This window comes from Bacillus sp. EB V-12, from assembly GCF_056158125.1.
In genome coordinates this window covers 34,253-55,212 of sequence record NZ_JBUXJL010000009.1, presented here as the reverse complement: position 1 = coordinate 55,212, position 20,960 = coordinate 34,253, and the positions used below count along the sequence as shown (strand labels likewise).

The following is a 20,960-nucleotide window of genomic DNA, read 5'->3' as shown; positions in this document are numbered from 1 at the left end:
GGATGTAAGCGCCTTCTTGTCGAAAGGTAAATTATTATGAAAGGCGGTGACACTATGAAGTATGTAAAAGTTAGTATGAATGGTGGAAGTGAACATAAATTCTCAATGACTTTAGATCGGTTTGAAGAACTTATTACTACAGAGAATGGGATATTAGAAAATAAATTAGTATGTATTGAAAATGTAATGATTAATCCTACTAATATATCTTCTGTAGTTGAAAAAATTGGTGTACCGGCTAAGTTTATGGAAGCTTAAAATCGTTAGATAAAAAACATCCATTGAGGATGTTTTTTAATTTATAAATATGAAATTGTACAGTGAATATTTGAGTAGATTTTTTAGCAATGACTATGCATATATTAAGTACCTGAACATGGTGCTTAATACATGCACGAAATAATAAGTACAAGCATATATTATGTAGTAGGACAAGATCTTCGTGTCCTACTTAATACTCAGAAAAAACCTCTAATCACATAAGAGCAGCCAATTGCAGGGTGCTCTTATTTTTTATGAAAATCTACTATGAGCCTTATTTTATAGTAGGATGCAATAATAAAGGGCTATTTTGAAATAGTGTTTTTTAGCCTTTAATTTTAAATTTATCTTTAACGTTAATAAATATTAAAAATAATATGATAGCAGAAATTAAGTTAGATAAGTAGAAATTTTGATGAAACAGTAGTTCAAAGATGACATCGAAAGTAACGAATAAGGCAATAGCAGGTAGTATGCAAATAAATATAAATCTCCAATTTTTTAAGTAATGTTTATAATTTGTAAGTACTTTATCCATAAATATAGCTCCTATATTTTTGTTTTTATATAATTATACATTTAGATACAAGGATTTTCAAAGTAAAAATATTTAGCAATTCAAAAATATAAGGAGAGCTTTTGTTGAAAATCCAGATTGCTGTAGTAATCTGAATTTGACTTTAAAGAACTATACTAAAATGATACACTATAATCTACGTTATTTTTGAAATGAATAGAGGGATTTGTGTGATAGATAAAATTAAAAATGCTGTAGAGGATATGTACGAAGATGAGGCTAAAGGTTTACTTCAAAGTATTCTCATACAGTTAAACTTATTAAAAGAAAACTATAATGAAGATACAATTAAAAATTTGATGGATATTCCGAAACAATTAACAAGTAATCCTACTTATAAAAGGAATGTAAAAGAAAGTACGCACGTACATATTGCTTTTGATGATTCAACGGCTGGTTGCTTGAAATATATGTTAAGTCAAGAAGAATTATTTGAAGAGAGTGTTGTTGCTTTTTCGGAATTCTTTTCAATTGGACCGATATATAAGTTGCATACGAATGAGGGGCAACTAGCAAGACAGAAGTGGTTAATAAATAACTTAACTGCATATGATAGTTATTTTGAAGAAGAATATTTATTAAGATTTATAGCAACTATAGAAGAACTACATACTATTCCTGTTGAAACGCCTATTACAATTTGGAGGGCTGATAATGCACATGAACATGTAGGTCTAAGTTTTGTAATAGCACAATTAAAGGATAAGAAAAACATTCGAATAATTAATACGTCTGAAGCAAGCAGAGAAATATTAAAACAAGAGTATGATATTCGTGGAACGGGAGAATTACCACCTGAAAGTTTAGCTCTATTCCAAAAAAGTTTTATAAAGTTACCTTATTTAACTGAAGAGAAGCGCATGAAGTTTGAACATGAGTGGAATAGATTATCGGAAAGCATAGAATGTTTAAGAGTGTGGAAAGAAAATGAAGTGCATTCTGTACAGGAAGATTATTTTGATCAATTTATAATTGAATGCGCGAAAAGTGTGGGTGCTGATCGAGAGTTCCTCAAAGCTCCTAGAGTAATTGGTGAAGCACTTGGTCTTGTTGAACAATTGGTTGGAGATACTTTCTTAGAATATCGCTTGAAACAATTAATTAAACAAGAAGTATTTGAATTTGAAGGTTCGTTAGATGAAATGCGTTTTTATAGTGTGAAGTTAAGGAGATGATAAAAATATTCTATTTTTAAAAAACTCGTATTTTTAATAATACGAGTTTTTTAAGTTGAATTTGGGCTATACATAAGCTTCCCAGAGAGGGCATATCACATATGAATGATAAAGGTAATGAATGAAAAGAAGGTGATTTGTTAATATGTATAACCAACAAAATTATCCATATGATCAAGCGATGTATTATAATCCACATGACTACGGGTATGAACCTACAAATGAAGTGAGAGATATTGAACAAGAAGATTACAGACCAGATGATGCGGAGGATGCTCCAACGTCACCACCACCGTCACAAGCGCCATCGTTACCGTCTACATTTGCTTCTCCAGCACAACCAGGCAATATGAAATCATGGATGTGTAACTGTTTAGGAAGATGGGGCTATTTACGTTTACATCGTCCTGGACCTTTTGGAAGGGATTTATGGTTCTTTCCGACTGAAGTGAGAAGAAACGGAGTATCAGGTTACACTTGGCAAGGTGGTCGTCGTCGTAAAGTAAGTTATCGCTATCAACAAATTAGTAATTTTATGTGCTTCGCATAAAGAGAGGTGGGAGAGTAAAACGATTGTACTCTCTCACTTTTTTATTTTTCAATATACGAAGTAAGATTTTGATTAAAAATTTACAATTTTCACGTTTTTATTAGAGTATAATGCATATGTTGGTTGGTTTTCAAAAACAAATGAGAGTGAGGGAATACAATGTCAATGAAAAACAAAGTTGGGTTAAGCATAGAGGATGGCATTAATTTAGCTTCAGCTCAGTTTAAAGAAGATGCGTATGAAATTTATAAAGAATCGCGAAAAAAACAACCTATATTATTTGTAAACCAAGTTGAAATCGGTAAAGAATGGCTCATTACTAGATATGAAGATGCTCTGCCACTTTTAAAAGATAATCGTTTAAAAAAAGATTGGACAAATGTGTTTTCTCAAGATATAAAGAACATGTATCTTTCCGTTGATAATAGTGACCACTTAACAACACATATGCTAAATTCAGATCCACCTAACCACAGTCGTTTACGATCTTTAGTTCAAAAAGCTTTTACACCGAAGATGATTGCACAATTAGACGGAAGAATTCAGAGAATAGCAGATGATTTGATAAGTAATATAGAGCGAAAAGGTACATTAAATCTTGTGGATGATTATTCGTTTCCGTTACCAATTATTGTAATAAGTGAGATGCTCGGTATTCCAAAAGAAGATCAAGCGAAATTTAGAATTTGGTCTCATGCTGTTATTGCATCACCAGAAACACCTGAAGAAATAAAAGAGACCGAAAAACAACTATCTGAGTTTATTACATATCTTCAATATTTAGTTGATATTAAAAGAAAAGAGCCAAAAGAAGACTTGGTGAGTGCTTTAATACTTGCAGAGAGTGAAGGGCATAAACTTAGCGCTCGGGAACTATATTCAATGATAATGCTATTAATTGTCGCAGGACATGAGACGACAGTGAATTTAATTACAAATACGGTATTAGCACTTCTTGAAAATCCAAATCAATTACAGTTATTAAAAGATAATCCAAAACTAATTGATTCGGCTATTGAGGAAGGATTGCGTTATTATTCTCCAGTTGAGGTTACAACTGCAAGATGGGCAGCGGAACCTTTTCAAATTCACCATCAAACAATACAGAAAGGAGATATGGTTATTATTGCATTGGCTTCAGCGAACCGTGATGAAACAGTATTTGAAAATCCAGAAATATTTGATATTACACGGGAGAACAACCGTCACATTGCCTTTGGTCATGGTAGTCATTTCTGCTTAGGAGCTCCACTTGCGAGGTTAGAAGCAAAGATTGCTATTACTACTTTGTTTAATCGAATGCCTGAACTACAAATAAAAGGGAATCGTGAAGAAATTAAATGGCAAGGTAACTATTTAATGCGTTCTTTAGAGGAATTACCTTTAACTTTCTAGAATAGTTAAAAGGAGACATGCATACATCGAAAATGATTTACATAGAGTATGTATGTGTTATTTAAATTCGAAACGGAAGGGTGAAAACATCCCAATGATCAACTAATTCTATTTGTAAGAGATCTTCGTTAAAAAACGAAATATTCTTCTGAATAGGGTTAGTCTGTACATTTATAGAAAAGGGATGTATTTCGCTCTGCGAATATATAGTCTTTTTATATGATTTGTGCTGCCTCCTGTTCAGAACATGAAATAGGAGGCTTTTTTATGTCGACAAATGTAGTAACGAAACAAAACAATGGGGTATCACAAGTATTAAAAAATCGGTTTGTTCAAGGGATTTTAGCATCAGCATTATTTTTACAAATAGGAATATGGGTTCGAAACTTTGCGGTATTACTATATGTAATGGAAATGACAAAAGGTGATGCTTTTGCTATTTCGATGATTTCAGTTGCTGAATTCGCTCCAATTTTTATTTTTTCATTTATTGGCGGTACTTTTGCTGATAGGTGGAAGCCAAAGAAGACAATGATATGGTGTGAAACGTTAAGTTCCATTTCAGTATTCGCTGTATTAATTACGCTTATGTTTGGAACGTGGAAAATTGTGTTTTTTGTGACACTCATCTCTGCAATCCTTTCACAGTTTTCACAACCATCTGGAATGAAATTGTTTAAACAACATTTATCAACGGAACAAATTCAATTAGCAATGTCTATATATCAAACGATATTTGCAATATTTATGGTATTAGGACCAATACTAGGGACATTTATCTTTCATAGTTTTGGAATTTATATTTCAATCATCATAACAGGTATCTCGTTTTTACTTGCGGCAGTTGTATTGTTATTTCTTCCGAAAGATCTTGAAAACGACGTAGAAAAGAAGGATATCACTCTGTTGCAAGAGATGAAGGATGGTATTAAGTATGTCAAAAAGAAAAAAGCATTAACTTTGCTAGGGCTTTGTTTTATGGCTGCAGGACTAGGTATAGGATTAATTCAGCCATTAGGTATATTTATTGTGACTGAGCAGTTAGGATTATCAAAAGAGAGTTTACAGTGGCTACTAACAGTAAATGGTGCGGGAATGATTGTTGGCGGAGCATTAGCAATGGTATTTGCGAAAAATGTTGCTCCGCAAAAGATGTTAATTATCGGTATGCTTGGTCAAGCAATTGGTATTGGCATTATAGGATATTCTACAAATTTATGGGTGACACTTACAGCGCAGCTTTTTAGTGGTTTAGCTCTTCCTTGTATCCAAATTGGTATAAATACACTTATTATTCAAAATAGCGATACCGATTTTATAGGTCGTGTAAATGGTATTTTAAGTCCGCTTTTTACCGGTTCAATGGTAGTAACGATGAGTATAGCTGGCTCATTAAAAGAGATGTTTTCATTAAGTATGATGTATGAAGGAACGGCTTTACTTTTTATAATTGGATTATTGTTTATTTTACCTATATACAATTTAAAGCCAGTAATAGCGGTAGAAAGTGAAATAAGTGGTAAAGGAAGTGCCGTACAAAATGAATCCTAATCCAAATGTTAAATACCCTATTGAAGGAAATCAAAACGTTCAATTTATAAAAAATATAATAACAAAACCTAATATACTTGTTGGTGACTATTCTTATTATGATGCGAAAGATGGAGAAACATTTGAAGATCGAGTATTACATCATTATGAATTTCTTGGAGATCGCCTTATTATTGGAAAGTTTTGTTGTATTGCATCTGGAGTTAACTTTATTATGAACGGAGCCAATCATCGGATGGATGGATTTTCGGCATATCCATTTAATATATTTGGAAATGGGTGGGAGAAGTATACACCTAGTTTGTCTGATTTACCTTATAAAGGTGATACAGTTATAGGAAATGACGTTTGGATTGGTATGGATACAACAATTATGCCCGGAATAAAAATAGGGGATGGTGCAATCATTGCAGCTAAATCTGTTGTGACTAGAGACGTCGCACCATATACAATTGTTGGTGGAAACCCTACAAATAAAATAAAAGAGAGATTTTCAAATGAAATAATTCAAGAATTATTGCAAATTCAATGGTGGCATTTTGATATTGAAAAAATAACTGGAAATATTGATGCTATTGTACGCGGAGATATTGAACCATTAAGAAAGCTAAAAAGGGAATGAAAAATGGATGACAAATAGTATCATACCTCCGAATTTTGTTAATGATAATAGAACAAGGAGGTGTGATACTATGGCACAAGACGTTTTATGTGAAGTAAACAACTGTAAATTTTGGGCGAACGGTAATAAATGTAGTGCAGAGGCAATTTACGTAGTAAGTCATAAAGGTAAACATGCATCTACAACGGAAGAAACAGATTGCAAAACATTCGATCCAGAAGTGTAAATTTTTTAAGGGTAGCCAAATCGTGGTTGCCCTTTTATTAATGATAGTATTGATAATAAATATCATTTTCATTCATTGTTTTTAACTTTTCTTGTTATTTTTTCATATTTTCTTCATAAGTGATGTAATCCAACTCAATTCATGTTCAATTCGTGATTTACTAAATTCAATGACTTCAGTAATAAAGGGTGAGGTAACCTCTAGAGACTGAATAGCGGTAAGTTGATTATGTAGTACGTTTTGACGTACAGTCAAAATCTCTTTTCTAGCTTCATATTCAAGTTTTTCAAATAGCGCGATACGAACAAGAAATTCTGCATTATTTGTCGCAAGTTTTTCGGGAAACTCTCGTAACATTTCAGAAAAAATTTCTTCTCCTGTTTCTGTTATATCGTACATATTTCGGTTTGGTTTTCCAACTTGTTTATGTATTTTTTTCGTTATAGCACCCATATTTTCAAAGCGCCGAAGGGCAGGATAAAGCATGTTGTGATTTAACTCAAAATTCTCACCTAAACGATTTTGAACATTTTTTTTGATTTCATATCCATGTTTTGGTCCTGTCGTTAATTCTGCTAGCAGTAAAATGTCAACGTACATAAAAATCCCCCTTATATATTTCTCAAGTTCTCTAATGAAAAATCTCCTTTTGTATATGTTAAAATAACATATGATAGTTTATACAACTTTGAACTGCCGACCTATCACTTTTATTGTAAAAGAAAAGGGAGGAAAGAACTATGGCTTCACCTGAAAATGTTATTTTAGTTCATGAAATTTCAAAGCTGAAAACAAAAGAAGAATTATGGAATCCATATGAATGGTATCGTTTGATGAGGGATAATCACCCAGTTCATTATGATGAAGAGCAGGATGTATGGAATGTTTTTTTATATGATGATGTAAATCGTGTTTTATCAGATTATCGCTTATTTTCAAGTAGAAGGGAGCGCAGACAATTCTCAATCCCTCCTTTAGAAACTAGAATAAATATAAACTCTACAGATCCACCAGAACATCGCAATGTACGTTCCATTGTTTCTAAGGCATTTACTCCAAGAAGTTTAGAACAGTGGAAACCTCGAATACAGGCTATCGCAGATGAACTTGTACAACATATCGAAAAATGTAGTGAAGTTAATATCGTTGAACAGTTTGCTGCACCTTTACCTGTTACCGTTATTTCTGATTTATTAGGAGTCCCAACAACAGATCGTAAAAAAATTAAAGAATGGTCTGATATTTTATTTATGCCGTATAGTAAAGAAAAGTTTAATGATCTGGATGCCGAGAAAGGGATAGCATTAAATGAATTCAAAGCATACCTTTTACCGATTGTTCAGGAAAAGAGATATCATTTAACCGATGATATCATATCTGATTTAATTCGAGCTGAATATGAAGGCGAAAGATTAACCGATGAGGAAATTGTAACCTTTTCATTAGGTTTACTAGCGGCTGGGAATGAAACCACTACAAATTTAATTATTAATAGCTTTTATTGCTTTTTAGTAGATTCACCTGGAATTTATGAAGAGTTAAGAAAAGAACCTAACTTAATTTCAAAAGCGATTGAGGAAGTATTACGCTATCGCTTTCCTGTTACATTGGCCCGGAGGATTACAGAGGATACAAATATATTTGGTCCTTTAATGAAAAAGGATCAGATGATTGTTGCGTGGGTTAGTGCAGCGAATTTAGACGAGAAAAAATTTTCACAAGCCTCTCAATTTAATGTACATCGAACAGGAAATGAAAAGCATTTAACCTTTGGGAAAGGTCCTCACTTTTGCTTAGGAGCACCACTTGCACGTTTAGAGGCTGAGATTGCATTAACTACCTTTATAAATACTTTTGAAAAAATAGAGCTATCTCCATCTTTCTGTTTAGAAAAATGTATATTGGAAAATGAACAAACATTAAAATACTTACCTATTCGTTTGAAAGCTAAATAAAAATCTTAACAAGGTGCATACATTTGCATCTTGTTTTTTGTTTCTCAATTGTGAGTTTTCGGTAATTACCTTAATATGGAATTGTATAAAACGTAGAGGAGGATTCTTATGTTGACTTGTAATGGAAGTAAATCATTTCAAAAGTTTATTAAAGGTGTTACAGATCTTATGGAAAACGGTTTATTTGAAGAAGAAATAGTGTGTGGCATTGAAAAGTTACTAGAAGAACTTTTAGAAAAGAAAACATGGCTTCCGTTAGATAAACAGAAGGCCAATTTGACTCAATATGCACGACATTTATTGTATGAAGATCCGCTCAAACGTTTTGAAGTACTAGCTCTCGTATGGAAAGATGGACAATCTACACCTTTACATGATCATGACGGCACATGGGGAGTAGAAGGCGTTTTTTCAGGAAGGATTATGGTGCAGAACTTTATACAAACGAAACAACTTGGAAATTCACTTGTTTATTTAACACATACAGGAAATCTTTATTTGGGAGAAGGAGAAACAGATAAAGTAATTCCACCAGCGGATTGTCATATTCTTGAAATTAGCAAAAATGAAAGCGTTATTACGATTCATGTCTATGGAAAACGGTTAGAAAAGTTTAAAGTATATATCCCAACTGAAGAAAAAAATGTGTACATGTGTGAGACGAAATACATTAGTTATAATTCATAGTTTAAAATCCAAAGCTTTTTTAAAAAGAAAAGCTTTGGATTTTATTTTTAATTATTTCTTGACCTGAAACGCTTTTCATAAATTATAAATAAGAAGTACCTCACGAGGATTGTATGAAAACGATACCTAATAATTAATTAGAACTCGTGTATTTATAGAAAGTGGTGAAGAAATAATGAAATTAATTGCAATTGATTTAGATGGAACTCTTCTTTCGGGGAATAAAATGATAAGTAAAGAAAATGCAGAAGCAATTCGAACATGTCAAGAAGCTGGCCATGTTGTAGCAATTTGTACAGGACGTTCTATTGTTGACATTGAGCGATTATTGTTAGAAGTTGATTTAGAGTGTCCAATCATTGCGGAAAATGGTGCTCTTATATATAAAGATAAAAAAATGATGAAGAGATATCCAATTCAAAATATGCAGGCACTTGAAATTGTAGAATATCTTGAAGAGAATGGTTTATATTATCAGCTCTATACTGATAAAGGTGTGTATGTACCGGATTATGGAGTAGAGAGTGTACGTAATGAAATTGAGCATGTGAAGAATTCAAAAGAAAATTTCGACTTGAAAGAGTTAGAAACAATCGCAGCATTATATCTTGAGCATACAGCGTTTCATAGTGCGGAAAGTTGTAAACCAATTGTAGAAACAGATATACATGTGCATAAATTATTACCATTTTCTTATGAAATTGAGAAATTAAAAAAACTCAAAGAAACATTTCTTCATAATACAGATTTAGCAATTACATCTTCATATTGGCACAATTTAGAGATTAATCATCGAGATGCTCAAAAAGGGAATGGATTATATACTTTAGCAGAACATCTTAATATTCCGGTTGAAAACACTGTAGCGATAGGTGATGGGCTAAACGATGTTTCTATGATGGAAAAAGCGAACATATCAATTGCAATGGGGAATGCAGTAGAAGAAATAAAAGCAATGTGTAAATACGAAACGTTATCAAATGAAGAACATGGTGTGGCACATGCTTTATATAAATATGTAATGTAATTAAAAAAGAAAAAAGAATCCAAATGGATTCTTTTTTCTTTTTTATTAGGGGTAAGGTATTCTATGAGATTCATAGAAGCCTTATTACATTTTATTATATAGAATATATTGGAATAAATGTTTATATTTTTCATAAAAATTGTGAATATTTTATGAACTTTATACTTATTGCATGTTTATACCGCTATTAGTAACGTGTATGACTCTCAAGTGAAAATTCAGTGAATGTAAGGAGGAATTCAAGTTACTAGACAATAAGTGAGGAATCAACGAAATATATACTAATTAAAGGTATATTCAGTATATATATTCTTTTCTTATTTTAATTGAAAAATAAAATTTGTTCGAATAATTATTCTACAGCTATATACCTACACTAGCTTTCTTCGTATAATGGAGAAGTATGAATTTTAGATTTGTATTAATTTTACATATTGAGGTGAAAAAGGAATGAATTCGCGGCTAATGGAACTTATTGATGTGAGTACAATAGAAACCATGGCAGAACAATTTTATAAATTAACTAATATATCACATCAACTTCTTGATGCTGAAAAAGAATGTGTTTTTTCATTCGGAATGAATGAGATAAAAAAGAGTAAACTTCCAAAGATTGAAATCCCCATTTTCTTATACAATCAACATTTAGGATCTTTTGTTGTATGGTCCAAAAAAAGTGAAATTTTCAGTTGTCAAAAATACTTTGAAATGCTCTCAAGTTTAATTTTAGATAGCGCAATAAAAGTATTTCAAAGTAAAAATACAACGTTGCTTTCTCAGAAAGAGGAGGAACTACATACGATTTTACAAAACATGCCTGTTATGGTCGATGCGCTTGATTATAATGGAGATTTTGTTTTGTGGAATCGAGAATGCGAAATTGTAACAGGTTATACCGCTGAAGAAATAATTGGAAATCCCAATGCACTGCAATTATTGTATCCTGATCATAATTATCGCCATCAAATACAAAAGAAATTTTTAACTTGTGGAAAAAATTTCAGAGATTGGGAAATGCACTTAACATGTAAAAATGGTGAAATCAAAACAATAATGTGGTCGAATATATCAGAACAGTTTCCTGTAACAGGATATAGTTATTGGGCTGTTGGTGTAGATATTACACATTTAAAAGCGATAGAAGAGCAGTTAAAACAACAAACATCTGAACTGGAATTAATTTTTAAAGCTTTACCAGATTTATGTTTTTTAACAGAAGATGATGGCACAATTATAGATTACAAGGCAGGATCTCCTACAAAGTTTTACGTACCCGCAGAAGCTTTTATGGGAAAAAAGTTTTACGAAGTATTACCATCTTCAGTAGCACAGCAGTTTCAGGAAGCCATTAATCAAGTGAAGGAAAAAGGAACGAATGTAATTGTAGAATATCCACTCACACTTAATGGAAGTATTGATTTCTTTGAGGCTAGGTGCTTACCATTATTACATGATAAAATTATGATTATTGTACGCGACATTACAGAGCGAAAAAAGACAGAAGAATTGCTAAATAAATCAGATACGCTTGCAGCAATTGGTCAATTAGCAGCTGGCGTGGCTCATGAAGTAAGAAATCCTTTAACTGTAATTAAAGGTTTTATACAGTTATTTCAAATTAATAAAGAAGATCAAGAAAAATATTTTGATCTTATGCTCTCTGAAATTGAAAGGATAGAAGCAATCCTGCAAGAATTTCTGGCAATTGCTAAAACAGATGAGATAAATACAGAAAAGAAAAATATTTATCAAATTTTTAAAAATGTCGTATCGTTAATGAATACAAAAGCAATTATGACAAATATTCAAGTTGAACTATTTACGGATGACAAAGATATAGTTATTGAATGCTCAGAAAATCAATTGAAACAAGTATTTATTAATATTTTGCAAAATTCAATCGAAGCTATGCCAAATGGTGGGGGAATTTCAATTCACATAAAAGAAATAAATGATGATGGTGTCATCATTCATGTAATAGATGAAGGAATAGGAATACCTGAAGAAAGAATTAAGAGATTAGGTGAACCTTTTTATAGTACGAAAGAAAAAGGGACTGGTATTGGATTAATGTTAAGTTATAAAATTATTGAAAGTCATCAAGGGACAATTAGTATCATGAGCGAGGTTGGTGTCGGGACAACAGTAACTATTTACTTACCGAAAGTACTAAGTAAACAATCTCTTTCTAATTGTGACGACAAATGTATAGCAATACGCACTAGTAGTAATTCTTAAATCAATTAATACCCAATAACAAAGCGATTAGTGAAAACTAAGCTTTTTGTTATTGGGTATTTTTTATATTTAATTTAGTAAACTTTACCTTTTCTTTACCTTTGTTTTAATTTCTATTAAGTTTTAAACATTATATTGATATTTGTACAAAGCAATGTATAGAAATTGTACATTACTTTTAATATAGAAATGTGATTATTATTTGAAATATTGTAAGGAGGAGATTATGACAAGGTGAAAAAGCAAGAGAAGAAAAGTGGTAGAGTAGTACCTCTCCGGTTAAATATTTTATTCCTTTGTGTATTTTTATTATTTTCTGGCATTATTATTCAGTTAGGGAAAGTGCAAATTTTTGATGGAGAAACATATAAAAATGAAGTAGAGAAGAGAGAAAATGCAACCGTTGGTCTTTCTGTACCACGTGGGAAAATATTTGATCGTGAAGGAAATCCAGTAGTTGATAATAAGTCTTTACGTACGATTACATATACAAAGGTGAAAGGTGTAAAGCAAGAAGAAATATTAAAATCAGCAAGACAACTTGCAGACATTATTGAAATGCCGCAAGAAGATATAGACAAGTTAACGGAGACTGATAAGAAAGACTTTTGGATGCAATTAAATCCAGAACTTACTCAAGACTTAGTATCAAAAAAAGAAATAGATAAGTTCCGAGATAAAGATATTACCGGAAAAGAGCTAGACAAAAAAATAGAAGATTTAAAAAGGAAGCGCGTTACAGAAAAAAATCTTCAAGAACTAACGGCTAAAGATATAGAAGTGTTAGCTATTAAAAGTAAAATGACCTCAGGTTTTCAAATGGCACCTCAAATTATTAAAAAGGACGTTAGTGAACAGGAATATGCGGTGATTAGTGAAAATTTAGCGAACCTTCCAGGGGTAGACGCATCAGTTGATTGGGAGAGAATCTATGTAAATGATGGATTATTCCGTTCTGTCCTTGGTAACGTTTCAAATGCTGATGAAGGATTGCCACGTGAACGATTAGATTATTATTTAGTGCGTGATTATAGCCGAAATGATAGAGTTGGCAAAAGTTATATCGAACAGCAATACGAAGATGTACTTCATGGTACAAAAAAAGAAGTAAGAAGCATTGCTGATAAACAAGGAAATACTATTAGAACGGAAACGGTTTCGGAAGGGAAAAGCGGTAAAAATTTAACTTTAACAATAGATATGGAATTGCAAAAAAAAGTAGAGGAGAGCATAGAAAAAATATTAAAACAATATAAAGGATCAGAATCAATGTTAGACCGTGCTTTCGTAGTAATGATGAATCCGAAAAATGGCCAAGTATTATCGATGGCTGGGAAAAGGCTTGTAGAAAAAGACGGGAAAATGGAAGTTGAAGATTATGCTTTAGGCACGCTGACAAGTTCATATGAGCTTGGATCAACGGTTAAAGGTGCGACAGTGTTAACAGGGTTTGAAACAAATGCAATAACTCCTGGAACACATTTTTATGATGCACCTATGAAATTTAAAGGAACTAAGGAAAAGAAGTCTTGGAAAAATTTTGGTGATATAGACGATCTAAGAGCGTTACAAGTTTCTTCAAACGTTTATATGTTTAATATAGCATTAAAAATTGCTGGCGTGGGTTATGTGAAAAATAGTTCACTAGATATTAAACAAGAATATTTTGATAAAATGAGGTATTATTTCAGGCAATTTGGACTAGGTGTACAAACTGGTATTGATTTACCAAATGAAACTGCAGGGCAAATTGGAAGAAAAGATAATCAGCCTGGTTTCTTATTAGATTATTCTATTGGACAATATGATACGTATACACCACTTCAGCTTGCACAATATATTTCTACTATCGCAAATGGAGGGTATCGAATGAAGCCACAAATTGTTCAAGAGATTAGAGAACAAACCGTTCAAAAAGATGAGGTTGGTAAAGTAGTACAATTAATAGAACCCGTTGTTTTAAATAGAATCGATATGAAACAAGAATATATTAATCAAGTAAAAGAAGGATTTAGAAAAGTATTTCAAGAAGGAGATGGAACGGGAGTAAGAGCGTTCCAAAAAGCACCATATAAACCAGCTGGTAAAACAGGGACCGCACAAACTGTATATGGTGGAGAAAATAAAATTGGGCGAAATGCGAAAGGCGATCGTAGAGAATGTTATAACTTAACATTAGCTGGATATGCGCCATATGATGATCCAGAAGTAGCATTTTCTGTTGTAGTACCGTGGGTTGAAAATGATAAATCGGGCATTAACTCCGATATTGGAAAAGAAGTTTTAGATGCTTATTTTGATTTGAAAAATAAGCGATTAACTGGTGAAGCGCCAAAAACAGATGTCTCTAAAGAGAAGTAAAATGTACGAAACGTCTCTAGCATTCCTGTAAACTAGAGGCGTTTTTATCTGGGAATAGATTAGAAATGAGGTATATATGAAGCTGTTTATTCTAAAATATTGAGGAACATATGTAGCTACATATTCATTATAATAGGGGTTATTTTTATTAATAAGTCCTTTTTATTTTGTATGGTAGAAGGAATTTCGATGCAACCTACTTTGAATGAAAAAGATTATATACTTGTTAATAAGGTAAACGTCTGTTTATCGTCTTTTCATCATGGAGATGTTGTCATTATAAAAAAAGAAGACGAGCCTACTTACTATGTGAAACGAATTATTGGATTATCGGGGGATAACATACAACTAAAAGAGGATGAGGTATTTATTAACGGTAAAAAGCGTGATGAGTCGTATATACATTTAGATATGTCACAAGTATCCAATCGTTTTTCAAATTTTAGAGAAATAAAAGTTCCTACGCATAAATTATTTGTGTTAGGTGATAATCGTAATCATAGTAAAGATAGTAGGAATACACTTGGACTTATTGATGAATCAAATATAATAGGTAAAGTAGAAATGGTATTTTATCCATTTGATCATATAAAATGGATAAAATAATTCTATTAACGATTCACATTTTATAAAATAAATCATATATTGATAGCATAGGACAAGCAAAAACGCTTGTTCTAACCTCACAGAACACTCCTTATCACGGTTAGGCATCTACATAGGTAGATGCTTTTTTTATGTTGATGACTGAAAATTATTTATCAATATAATGTAGCAAGCATATTAGGACTATTAAGGGAAGATTACTTGTACAAATAACAGTATGCTTAATTAAAACAATGAAATGTAAGGAGTGAGGAATAAGTGCTAAATATTTTAGTGGTTAATTTTCCAGCAGAGGGACATGTAAACCCTACATTAAATTTAGTAAAAGCCTTTACTGAACGAGGGGATAACGTACATTATATTACAACGGCAAACTTTAAGGATAGAATTGAAGATTTAGGAGCTACTGTACATACTCATCCGGATCTATTAAAAGAGATTTCTATTGATGCTGAAACCTCATCTGGGTTAAATGCTTTCTTTCATATGCATGTTCAGACTTCTTTATATATATTAGAAATTACGAAACAATTATGTGAAAGTATAAATTTTGATTTCGTAATGTATGATATATTTGGCGCAGGAGAGTTAGTAAAGGAGTATTTACAAGTTCCAGGTGTAGTGTCCTCACCTATATTTTTAATTCCGCCAGAATTTTTGAAGACATTACCTTTTCATCCAAATGCAGATATGCCATTCCAACCAGAGGAAATCTCTGAAAAATTACTAAATCAGATGGAACATAAATTTGGAGTAAAACCAAAGAATAATCTTCAATTTATGAATAATAAAGGTGATGTTTGTCTCGTATACACAAGTCGTTATTTCCAACCTAATAGCGAATCGTTCGGAGAAAATAACATTTTTATTGGACCGAGTATTTCGAAGCGTAAAACAAATATAAAATTTCCACTGGAATCACTTAAAGAAAAGAAAGTTATTTACATTTCAATGGGAACACTGCTTGAAGGACTCGAACCATTCTTTAATACTTGTATTGATACTTTTTCAGATTTTGATGGGATAGTTGTAATGGCAATTGGTGATAGAAATGATATTTCAAAAATAAAGCAAACGCCAGATAATTTTATAATTGCTCCATACGTACCTCAATCAGAAATATTAAATGAAGCAGATGTTTTTATTACACATGGCGGTATGAATAGCGTACACGATGCCATTCATTATAATGTCCCATTTGTAATAATACCGCATGATAAAGATCAGCCTATGATAGCGCAAAGATTAACTGAACTGGAAGCAGCACATAGACTATTGAAAGAACATGTTAATGTGTACACTTTAAAAGAGGCCGTAACAGATGTACTTTCAAATGAAAAGTATAAACATGGTATAAGAAAACTTAATGATAGCTTTTTAGAATGTGGTGGTTCAAAAGAAGCCATTGCAGTTATTGAATCTCTTTTAAATAAAGTAAAACTTTAATTGGTGGGGCTTTACTGCCTGCAAATAGCGGGATAAATAGTCGTAACTGTATACAAGCATAGAGGGTCTCACCTTTATGCTTGTGTATTCTTATCCAGCAAATTGTACAGCAGTATTTGCATGTAAAAAAGCAGTATCAAAAACGGGAACAGTAAGATCATTTTGGGAGATGAGTAAAGGTATTTCAGTGCAGCCTAATAATATACCTTCAGCGCCGTTTTGAATTAATGATTTTGTAATTTGTAATAACCTTTTTTTAGATGTTTCTGAAATGATCCCTCTACTTAATTCATCTAATATGACATGGTGGATAAAAGTTCTTTCCTCGTCATTTGGGATAATTGTCTCAATGTTATATTTCGCTAATCGTGATTTATAGAAATCTTGCTCCATCGTTTGTTTTGTTCCTAATAGTCCGATACGTTTTATATTCTGTTCTACCATTTCTTTAGCACTTACATCACCAATGTGAAGAAGCGGGATAGATATTGCTTGTTCTACCTCCTCGGCAAATAGATGTACAGTATTTGAACACATTAATAAACATTCAGCCCCAGATTTTTCAACTTTCTTTGCAACTGTAACTAGTTCATTTTTCACTTCTTCATATTGATAGTTTTGTAATAAAGTAGTTACTTCACCAAAGTCCATACTATATAAAATTAGCTTCGCATTTTGATCGTATTGAGAGAGTGTAAGTGTATTAATATGTTTATAGTATAATGATGTAGATTCCCAACTTAATCCTCCAATCAAACCAATAACTTTCATAATGCATTCCTCCCGAAACGATTTTGAATTCATTATTTCACAATTCCGATAAGAATACAATGATTTAAATGCGCTATTTAATAAAAAATAAAAATAGTAAGAAAAGTGTTGAAATTTACATTCTTTAGTGCCATAATACGAATTACAAATTAATACTTATCCAGAGAGGTGGAGGGAACGGCCCTAAGAAACCTCAGCAACCCCTATGCAATTTTATAGGAAGGTGCTAATTCCGCAGAGGACACGATGTGTTTTTTGAAAGATAAGAGGATTCTTGAAAGTGAAAGAAAATGACCTCTTATGTAAGAGGTCATTTTTTTGTTGTATAGAAAGGGAGTGTCGATGCATAATTCATTTTTAAATTAAATATAGAGTAATAAAAGTTGACTAATATGAGAGGGGAATTGTCATGAATAAATTATCAACAAAGTTAGTAGTAGCAATCGGTATTGGAGCAGCATTATACGGGATATTAGGACTTTGGGGATTTTCTATTGCACCGAATACATTTATTAAACCAGCATTAGCTATATTAACTGTTTTTGGAGCATTATTTGGTCCAGTGGCAGGACTGTTAATCGGACTTATCGGTCATACCGTAACAGATACGATTGCTGGATGGGGTATTTGGTGGGGATGGGTTATTAGTTCAGGTATTATTGGTTTTTCAATGGGGCTTATTCAAAAAAGAGTTGGTTTTAGTGTGAAAAACGGGTCGTTTAACAAGGGAGATATTTCTTATTTAGCAATTACTGGGCTAGTTGGTATTGTCATTGCTATTATATTTGCTGGGGCATTCGATATTATTGTGATGGGAGAACCATTTGACAAAATTGTTATACAAGTATTAGGAGCAACAATTTCCGATGTCATCGTTTTCTTAGTACTTGGATTGCCACTTACAATTGGTTTGGCGAAATCCAATAAGAAACATACACATTTAAAAATTGAAAAGTAGGGATGTTAACATGCAACCAATTATTTCGTTTGAACAATTCACCTTTCAATATGGGCATGCTGCGCAGCCTACTTTAAGTGATATTACCTTTCATATATACCCTGGGGAAAAAGTGCTAATTGCTGGACGAAGTGGTTCAGGAAAGTCGACATTGGCTCATTGTATAAATGGGCTAATCCCATTTTCTTACGAAGGGAATAGCACAGGTAACGTTTTAATTGCCGGTAAAGACCCAAGGGAAGGAAGTATTTTTGAACAAAGTAAACAGGTAGGAACAATTTTACAAGATCAAGATGCTCAATTTATTGGTCTGACAGTAGAAGAAGATGTAGCTTTTTATTTAGAAAATGAATGTGTAAAGCAAGATAACATGAAAAAGATTGTTTCGGACTCATTAAGAAAGGTGAAGATGCATACGTTTCATAAACAAAGTCCACATGAATTATCAGGAGGTCAAAAGCAAACAGTTTCTCTTGCTGGTTTATTAACAACAAATGCGGATATATTATTGTTCGATGAACCATTAGCGAACTTAGATCCACTAAGCGCCATACATACGATAGAACTTATGAAAGATATACATGAGCAGTATAATAAAACGATTGTTATTATCGAACATAGGATAGAAGAAATTTTAAAACTGGATTTAGACAAAGTTATATTAATTGATGAAGGTAAAGTCATTGCGATGGGAACACCAAAAGAAATCTTAGCGTCAAATATATTACCACGTATTGGCTTAAGAGAGCCTATTTACATCGAAGCATTAAAGAGATTACATTTTGATCGTAATAATGACGTAATATATCCAATGGAAAACCTTCAAAAAGAAAAGGTAAGCAACGTTATAAAAGAGTGGATGGAGAAACAAGTCATATTAGAAAGGAATGCTAAAAACAAGGAATTACTTAAAGTGGAGAATTTATCATTTTCATACCCTAATAAACAAAAAGTATTAGAAAATGTAAACCTTTTAATATATGAAGGAGAAATTGTGGCACTGTTAGGACATAATGGAGCAGGGAAATCAACATTAGCTCATAGTCTTATAGGTATAAACAAAATGAAAAATGGGAAAATTTCGTTAAAAGGTGAAGATATTAGTTCTTGGTCTATTCGTAAACGTGGGGAAATCATATCTTACGTGATGCAAAATCCAAATCATATGATTACACAGTCTACTGTTTTTGAAGAAGTTTCATTTACATTAACATTACATAATTTTTCTAAGGAAGAAATTAAGAATAAAGTAGAAGGGATTTTAAAAATTTGTGGTTTATATCCATTTCGTAATTGGCCAATTCAAGCACTAAGCTATGGGCAAAAAAAGAGACTAACAATCGCATCTGTATTAACAACAAATCCTAAGCTTATCATATTAGATGAACCGACAGCGGGACAAGATTATTATCATTATAAACAATTTATGTCGTTTATTAAAAACCTAGCTAAAAAGGGAATTTCATTTGTTTTTATCACTCACGATATGAATCTCGCGCTAGAATATACAGACCGTGCAGTAGTTCTACATGAAGGGAAAATTATTGCGGATAATACAGTGTTTGATGTATTAGGCAATCAAGAAACGTTACAAAGAGCCAACTTAAGAGAGAGTTCTTTAACCAAGCTTGTTAAATTTAGTGGGATTGCATGTCCAGAAAAATTTATGGAGCTTTATTTAGACAGTAATAGGAGGGAGGAAGGTGCATAGTACATATTTTCATCGTATGGATGGGATAGTGAAATTGTTTTTATTTATTTTTTGTATGACGCTTACTTTTTTGTTTTTTGATTTTCGGGTGTTGCTAATATTATTTATTATTGGGTGTATCGGACTCAGCATTGCTAAAATTCCATTTCGTAAAATTTTAATTGTTTTTAGTGTCATATTTACATTTAGTTTATTAAACTCTGTCATGATTTTATTTATTACACCAACTCATGGATCTGAATTAACTGAATCATATACCGCGTTTTTACATGTTGGATATGCAACGATTACATATGAAACATTATTTTATGCAGCTACACTTTCATTAAAGTATTTTACGTTATTACCATTTACACTTCTTTTTATTTACACGACAGATCCAAGCGAATTTGTAAGTAGCTTAAGTAAACTTGGTATTCATTATAAGATTACATATGCAATAAATATTGCACTACGTTATATTCCTGACATCCAGTCTGAGTATAAAATTATTAAACACGCGCAAGAAGCGAGAGGAGTGGCTTTTGAAAAAGGAGAAGCAAGTTTATGGGTTCGTATGAAGAACCGTGTTTTAATTTTCTGGCCACTAATCATTCATTCTCTAGAAAGAATAGATACAGTTTCAAATGCAATGGATTTAAGAGGATTTGGAAAGAAGGATAAACGTACATGGTTTTATACAAGTAAGGCGAAACGTGAAGATTTCCTTGCTTTATTTGCCGGTATTTTCATATTTATTGTTGCGGTATATTTAAAATTAAACGTATTTCAAAACTTTTGGTATCCATTTTAAAGCACTCTTTAAACGAGTGCTTTTACTTATTTTTATGTAGACATGCTCAA

General features: G+C 32.1%; 20 protein-coding genes and 1 riboswitch. Of the genes, 17 read left to right on the top strand and 3 right to left on the bottom strand.

The annotated features are described in order from the left end of the window. Positions 1-54 precede the first annotated feature (54 nt). A complete protein-coding gene (locus ACZDYH_RS23100) occupies positions 55-258 on the top strand; it encodes a hypothetical protein (RefSeq protein WP_000878369.1) in 204 nt (67 codons plus the stop codon). Positions 259-586: 328 nt separating this feature from the next. On the opposite strand, the gene ACZDYH_RS23095 is transcribed toward ACZDYH_RS23100, so the two are convergent. Continuing rightward, positions 587-799, bottom strand: coding sequence for a hypothetical protein (locus tag ACZDYH_RS23095; RefSeq protein WP_000362067.1), 213 nt, complete (start codon positions 797-799; stop codon positions 587-589). A 209-nt stretch (positions 800-1,008) separates the two neighbouring features. On the opposite strand from ACZDYH_RS23095, the gene ACZDYH_RS23090 reads away from it, so the two are divergent. The 6 genes from ACZDYH_RS23090 (at position 1,009) to ACZDYH_RS23065 (ending at position 6,357) form a co-directional block, all read left to right on the top strand. After that, the gene (locus ACZDYH_RS23090) at positions 1,009-2,013 is read left to right on the top strand and encodes a DUF1835 domain-containing protein (RefSeq protein ID WP_474887259.1); all 1,005 of its coding nucleotides are present in this window, start codon (positions 1,009-1,011) and stop codon (positions 2,011-2,013) included. A gap of 145 nt (positions 2,014-2,158) precedes the next feature. Then, on the top strand, positions 2,159-2,563 hold the full coding sequence (locus tag ACZDYH_RS23085; RefSeq protein WP_000282680.1) for a hypothetical protein: 405 nt from the start codon (positions 2,159-2,161) through the stop codon (positions 2,561-2,563). A 159-nt stretch (positions 2,564-2,722) separates the two neighbouring features. Next, a complete protein-coding gene (locus tag ACZDYH_RS23080; protein WP_000062124.1) occupies positions 2,723-3,958 on the top strand; it encodes a cytochrome P450 family protein in 1,236 nt (411 codons plus the stop codon). 267 nt (positions 3,959-4,225) lie between these two features. Next, a complete protein-coding gene (locus tag ACZDYH_RS23075) occupies positions 4,226-5,509 on the top strand; it encodes an MFS transporter (protein WP_000106396.1) in 1,284 nt (427 codons plus the stop codon). Then, on the top strand, positions 5,499-6,131 hold the full coding sequence (locus tag ACZDYH_RS23070; RefSeq protein ID WP_474887336.1) for a Vat family streptogramin A O-acetyltransferase: 633 nt from the start codon (positions 5,499-5,501) through the stop codon (positions 6,129-6,131). The genes ACZDYH_RS23075 and ACZDYH_RS23070 overlap by 11 nt, the downstream gene beginning before the upstream one ends. A 70-nt stretch (positions 6,132-6,201) precedes the next feature. Then, entirely contained in the window at positions 6,202-6,357 is a 156-nt protein-coding gene (locus ACZDYH_RS23065) for a DUF1540 domain-containing protein (RefSeq protein WP_000046095.1), read from the top strand. Positions 6,358-6,459: 102 nt separating this feature from the next. On the opposite strand, the gene ACZDYH_RS23060 is transcribed toward ACZDYH_RS23065, so the two are convergent. Continuing rightward, positions 6,460-6,957: a PadR family transcriptional regulator gene (locus ACZDYH_RS23060; protein ID WP_000289121.1), complete on the bottom strand. Its 498-nt coding sequence runs from the start codon at positions 6,955-6,957 to the stop codon at positions 6,460-6,462. Positions 6,958-7,097: 140 nt separating this feature from the next. Between ACZDYH_RS23060 and ACZDYH_RS23055 the strand changes: the two genes are divergently transcribed. From ACZDYH_RS23055 to ACZDYH_RS23025, 7 genes are all read left to right on the top strand, one after another. Further along, positions 7,098-8,312 (top strand): cytochrome P450, encoded by a 1,215-nt coding sequence (locus ACZDYH_RS23055; RefSeq protein WP_000168013.1) that lies wholly within the window; start codon positions 7,098-7,100, stop codon positions 8,310-8,312. A gap of 108 nt (positions 8,313-8,420) precedes the next feature. Continuing rightward, on the top strand, positions 8,421-8,999 hold the full coding sequence (locus ACZDYH_RS23050; protein ID WP_000954437.1) for a cysteine dioxygenase family protein: 579 nt from the start codon (positions 8,421-8,423) through the stop codon (positions 8,997-8,999). 175 nt (positions 9,000-9,174) lie between these two features. Then, positions 9,175-10,026, top strand: a complete 852-nt coding sequence (locus ACZDYH_RS23045; protein ID WP_000766385.1) for a Cof-type HAD-IIB family hydrolase — start codon at positions 9,175-9,177, stop codon at positions 10,024-10,026. A gap of 450 nt (positions 10,027-10,476) precedes the next feature. Further along, the gene (locus ACZDYH_RS23040) at positions 10,477-12,264 is read left to right on the top strand and encodes a PAS domain-containing sensor histidine kinase (RefSeq protein ID WP_016122581.1); all 1,788 of its coding nucleotides are present in this window, start codon (positions 10,477-10,479) and stop codon (positions 12,262-12,264) included. Between the two features lie 234 nt (positions 12,265-12,498). Further along, on the top strand, positions 12,499-14,625 hold the full coding sequence (locus ACZDYH_RS23035; protein ID WP_474887254.1) for a peptidoglycan D,D-transpeptidase FtsI family protein: 2,127 nt from the start codon (positions 12,499-12,501) through the stop codon (positions 14,623-14,625). Positions 14,626-14,721: 96 nt separating this feature from the next. Beyond that, complete coding sequence (gene lepB / locus ACZDYH_RS23030) at positions 14,722-15,231, top strand: signal peptidase I (RefSeq protein WP_033687650.1); 510 nt, start codon at positions 14,722-14,724, stop codon at positions 15,229-15,231. A 258-nt stretch (positions 15,232-15,489) separates the two neighbouring features. Next, positions 15,490-16,677: a macrolide family glycosyltransferase gene (locus ACZDYH_RS23025; protein ID WP_006915255.1), complete on the top strand. Its 1,188-nt coding sequence runs from the start codon at positions 15,490-15,492 to the stop codon at positions 16,675-16,677. A 90-nt stretch (positions 16,678-16,767) separates the two neighbouring features. Here ACZDYH_RS23025 and ACZDYH_RS23020 read toward each other — a convergent pair whose 3' ends face one another. Beyond that, positions 16,768-17,448: an aspartate/glutamate racemase family protein gene (locus ACZDYH_RS23020; protein ID WP_000864374.1), complete on the bottom strand. Its 681-nt coding sequence runs from the start codon at positions 17,446-17,448 to the stop codon at positions 16,768-16,770. A 153-nt stretch (positions 17,449-17,601) separates the two neighbouring features. Continuing rightward, a riboswitch (SAM riboswitch) is annotated at positions 17,602-17,717 on the top strand. A gap of 140 nt (positions 17,718-17,857) precedes the next feature. On the opposite strand from ACZDYH_RS23020, the gene ACZDYH_RS23015 reads away from it, so the two are divergent. From ACZDYH_RS23015 to ACZDYH_RS23005, 3 genes are read left to right on the top strand one after another with little or no spacing between them, the layout of a single operon-like run. After that, the gene (locus ACZDYH_RS23015) at positions 17,858-18,406 is read left to right on the top strand and encodes an ECF-type riboflavin transporter substrate-binding protein (protein WP_001038210.1); all 549 of its coding nucleotides are present in this window, start codon (positions 17,858-17,860) and stop codon (positions 18,404-18,406) included. Between the two features lie 10 nt (positions 18,407-18,416). Continuing rightward, complete coding sequence (locus ACZDYH_RS23010; RefSeq protein WP_049107914.1) at positions 18,417-20,117, top strand: ABC transporter ATP-binding protein; 1,701 nt, start codon at positions 18,417-18,419, stop codon at positions 20,115-20,117. After that, positions 20,110-20,910, top strand: coding sequence for an energy-coupling factor transporter transmembrane component T family protein (locus ACZDYH_RS23005; RefSeq protein WP_006915341.1), 801 nt, complete (start codon positions 20,110-20,112; stop codon positions 20,908-20,910). The genes ACZDYH_RS23010 and ACZDYH_RS23005 overlap by 8 nt, the downstream gene beginning before the upstream one ends. Positions 20,911-20,960 lie beyond the last annotated feature (50 nt).

What these genes read in the sequence shown, in the direction of transcription:
- ACZDYH_RS23100 (WP_000878369.1), top strand. Translation starts at nt 55, where the DNA reads ATGAAGTATGTAAAAGTTAGTATGAATGGTGGAAGTGAACATAAATTC.
- ACZDYH_RS23085 (WP_000282680.1), top strand. Translation starts at nt 2,159, where the DNA reads ATGTATAACCAACAAAATTATCCATATGATCAAGCGATGTATTATAAT.
- ACZDYH_RS23045 (WP_000766385.1), top strand. Translation starts at nt 9,175, where the DNA reads ATGAAATTAATTGCAATTGATTTAGATGGAACTCTTCTTTCGGGGAAT.
- ACZDYH_RS23010 (WP_049107914.1), top strand. Translation starts at nt 18,417, where the DNA reads ATGCAACCAATTATTTCGTTTGAACAATTCACCTTTCAATATGGGCAT.
- ACZDYH_RS23040 (WP_016122581.1), top strand. Translation starts at nt 10,477, where the DNA reads ATGAATTCGCGGCTAATGGAACTTATTGATGTGAGTACAATAGAAACC.
- ACZDYH_RS23015 (WP_001038210.1), top strand. Translation starts at nt 17,858, where the DNA reads ATGAATAAATTATCAACAAAGTTAGTAGTAGCAATCGGTATTGGAGCA.
- ACZDYH_RS23075 (WP_000106396.1), top strand. Translation starts at nt 4,226, where the DNA reads ATGTCGACAAATGTAGTAACGAAACAAAACAATGGGGTATCACAAGTA.
- ACZDYH_RS23065 (WP_000046095.1), top strand. Translation starts at nt 6,202, where the DNA reads ATGGCACAAGACGTTTTATGTGAAGTAAACAACTGTAAATTTTGGGCG.
- ACZDYH_RS23070 (WP_474887336.1), top strand. Translation starts at nt 5,499, where the DNA reads ATGAATCCTAATCCAAATGTTAAATACCCTATTGAAGGAAATCAAAAC.
- ACZDYH_RS23095 (WP_000362067.1), bottom strand. Translation starts at nt 799, where the DNA reads ATGGATAAAGTACTTACAAATTATAAACATTACTTAAAAAATTGGAGA.
- ACZDYH_RS23050 (WP_000954437.1), top strand. Translation starts at nt 8,421, where the DNA reads ATGTTGACTTGTAATGGAAGTAAATCATTTCAAAAGTTTATTAAAGGT.
- ACZDYH_RS23020 (WP_000864374.1), bottom strand. Translation starts at nt 17,448, where the DNA reads ATGAAAGTTATTGGTTTGATTGGAGGATTAAGTTGGGAATCTACATCA.
- ACZDYH_RS23060 (WP_000289121.1), bottom strand. Translation starts at nt 6,957, where the DNA reads ATGTACGTTGACATTTTACTGCTAGCAGAATTAACGACAGGACCAAAA.
- ACZDYH_RS23080 (WP_000062124.1), top strand. Translation starts at nt 2,723, where the DNA reads ATGTCAATGAAAAACAAAGTTGGGTTAAGCATAGAGGATGGCATTAAT.
- ACZDYH_RS23055 (WP_000168013.1), top strand. Translation starts at nt 7,098, where the DNA reads ATGGCTTCACCTGAAAATGTTATTTTAGTTCATGAAATTTCAAAGCTG.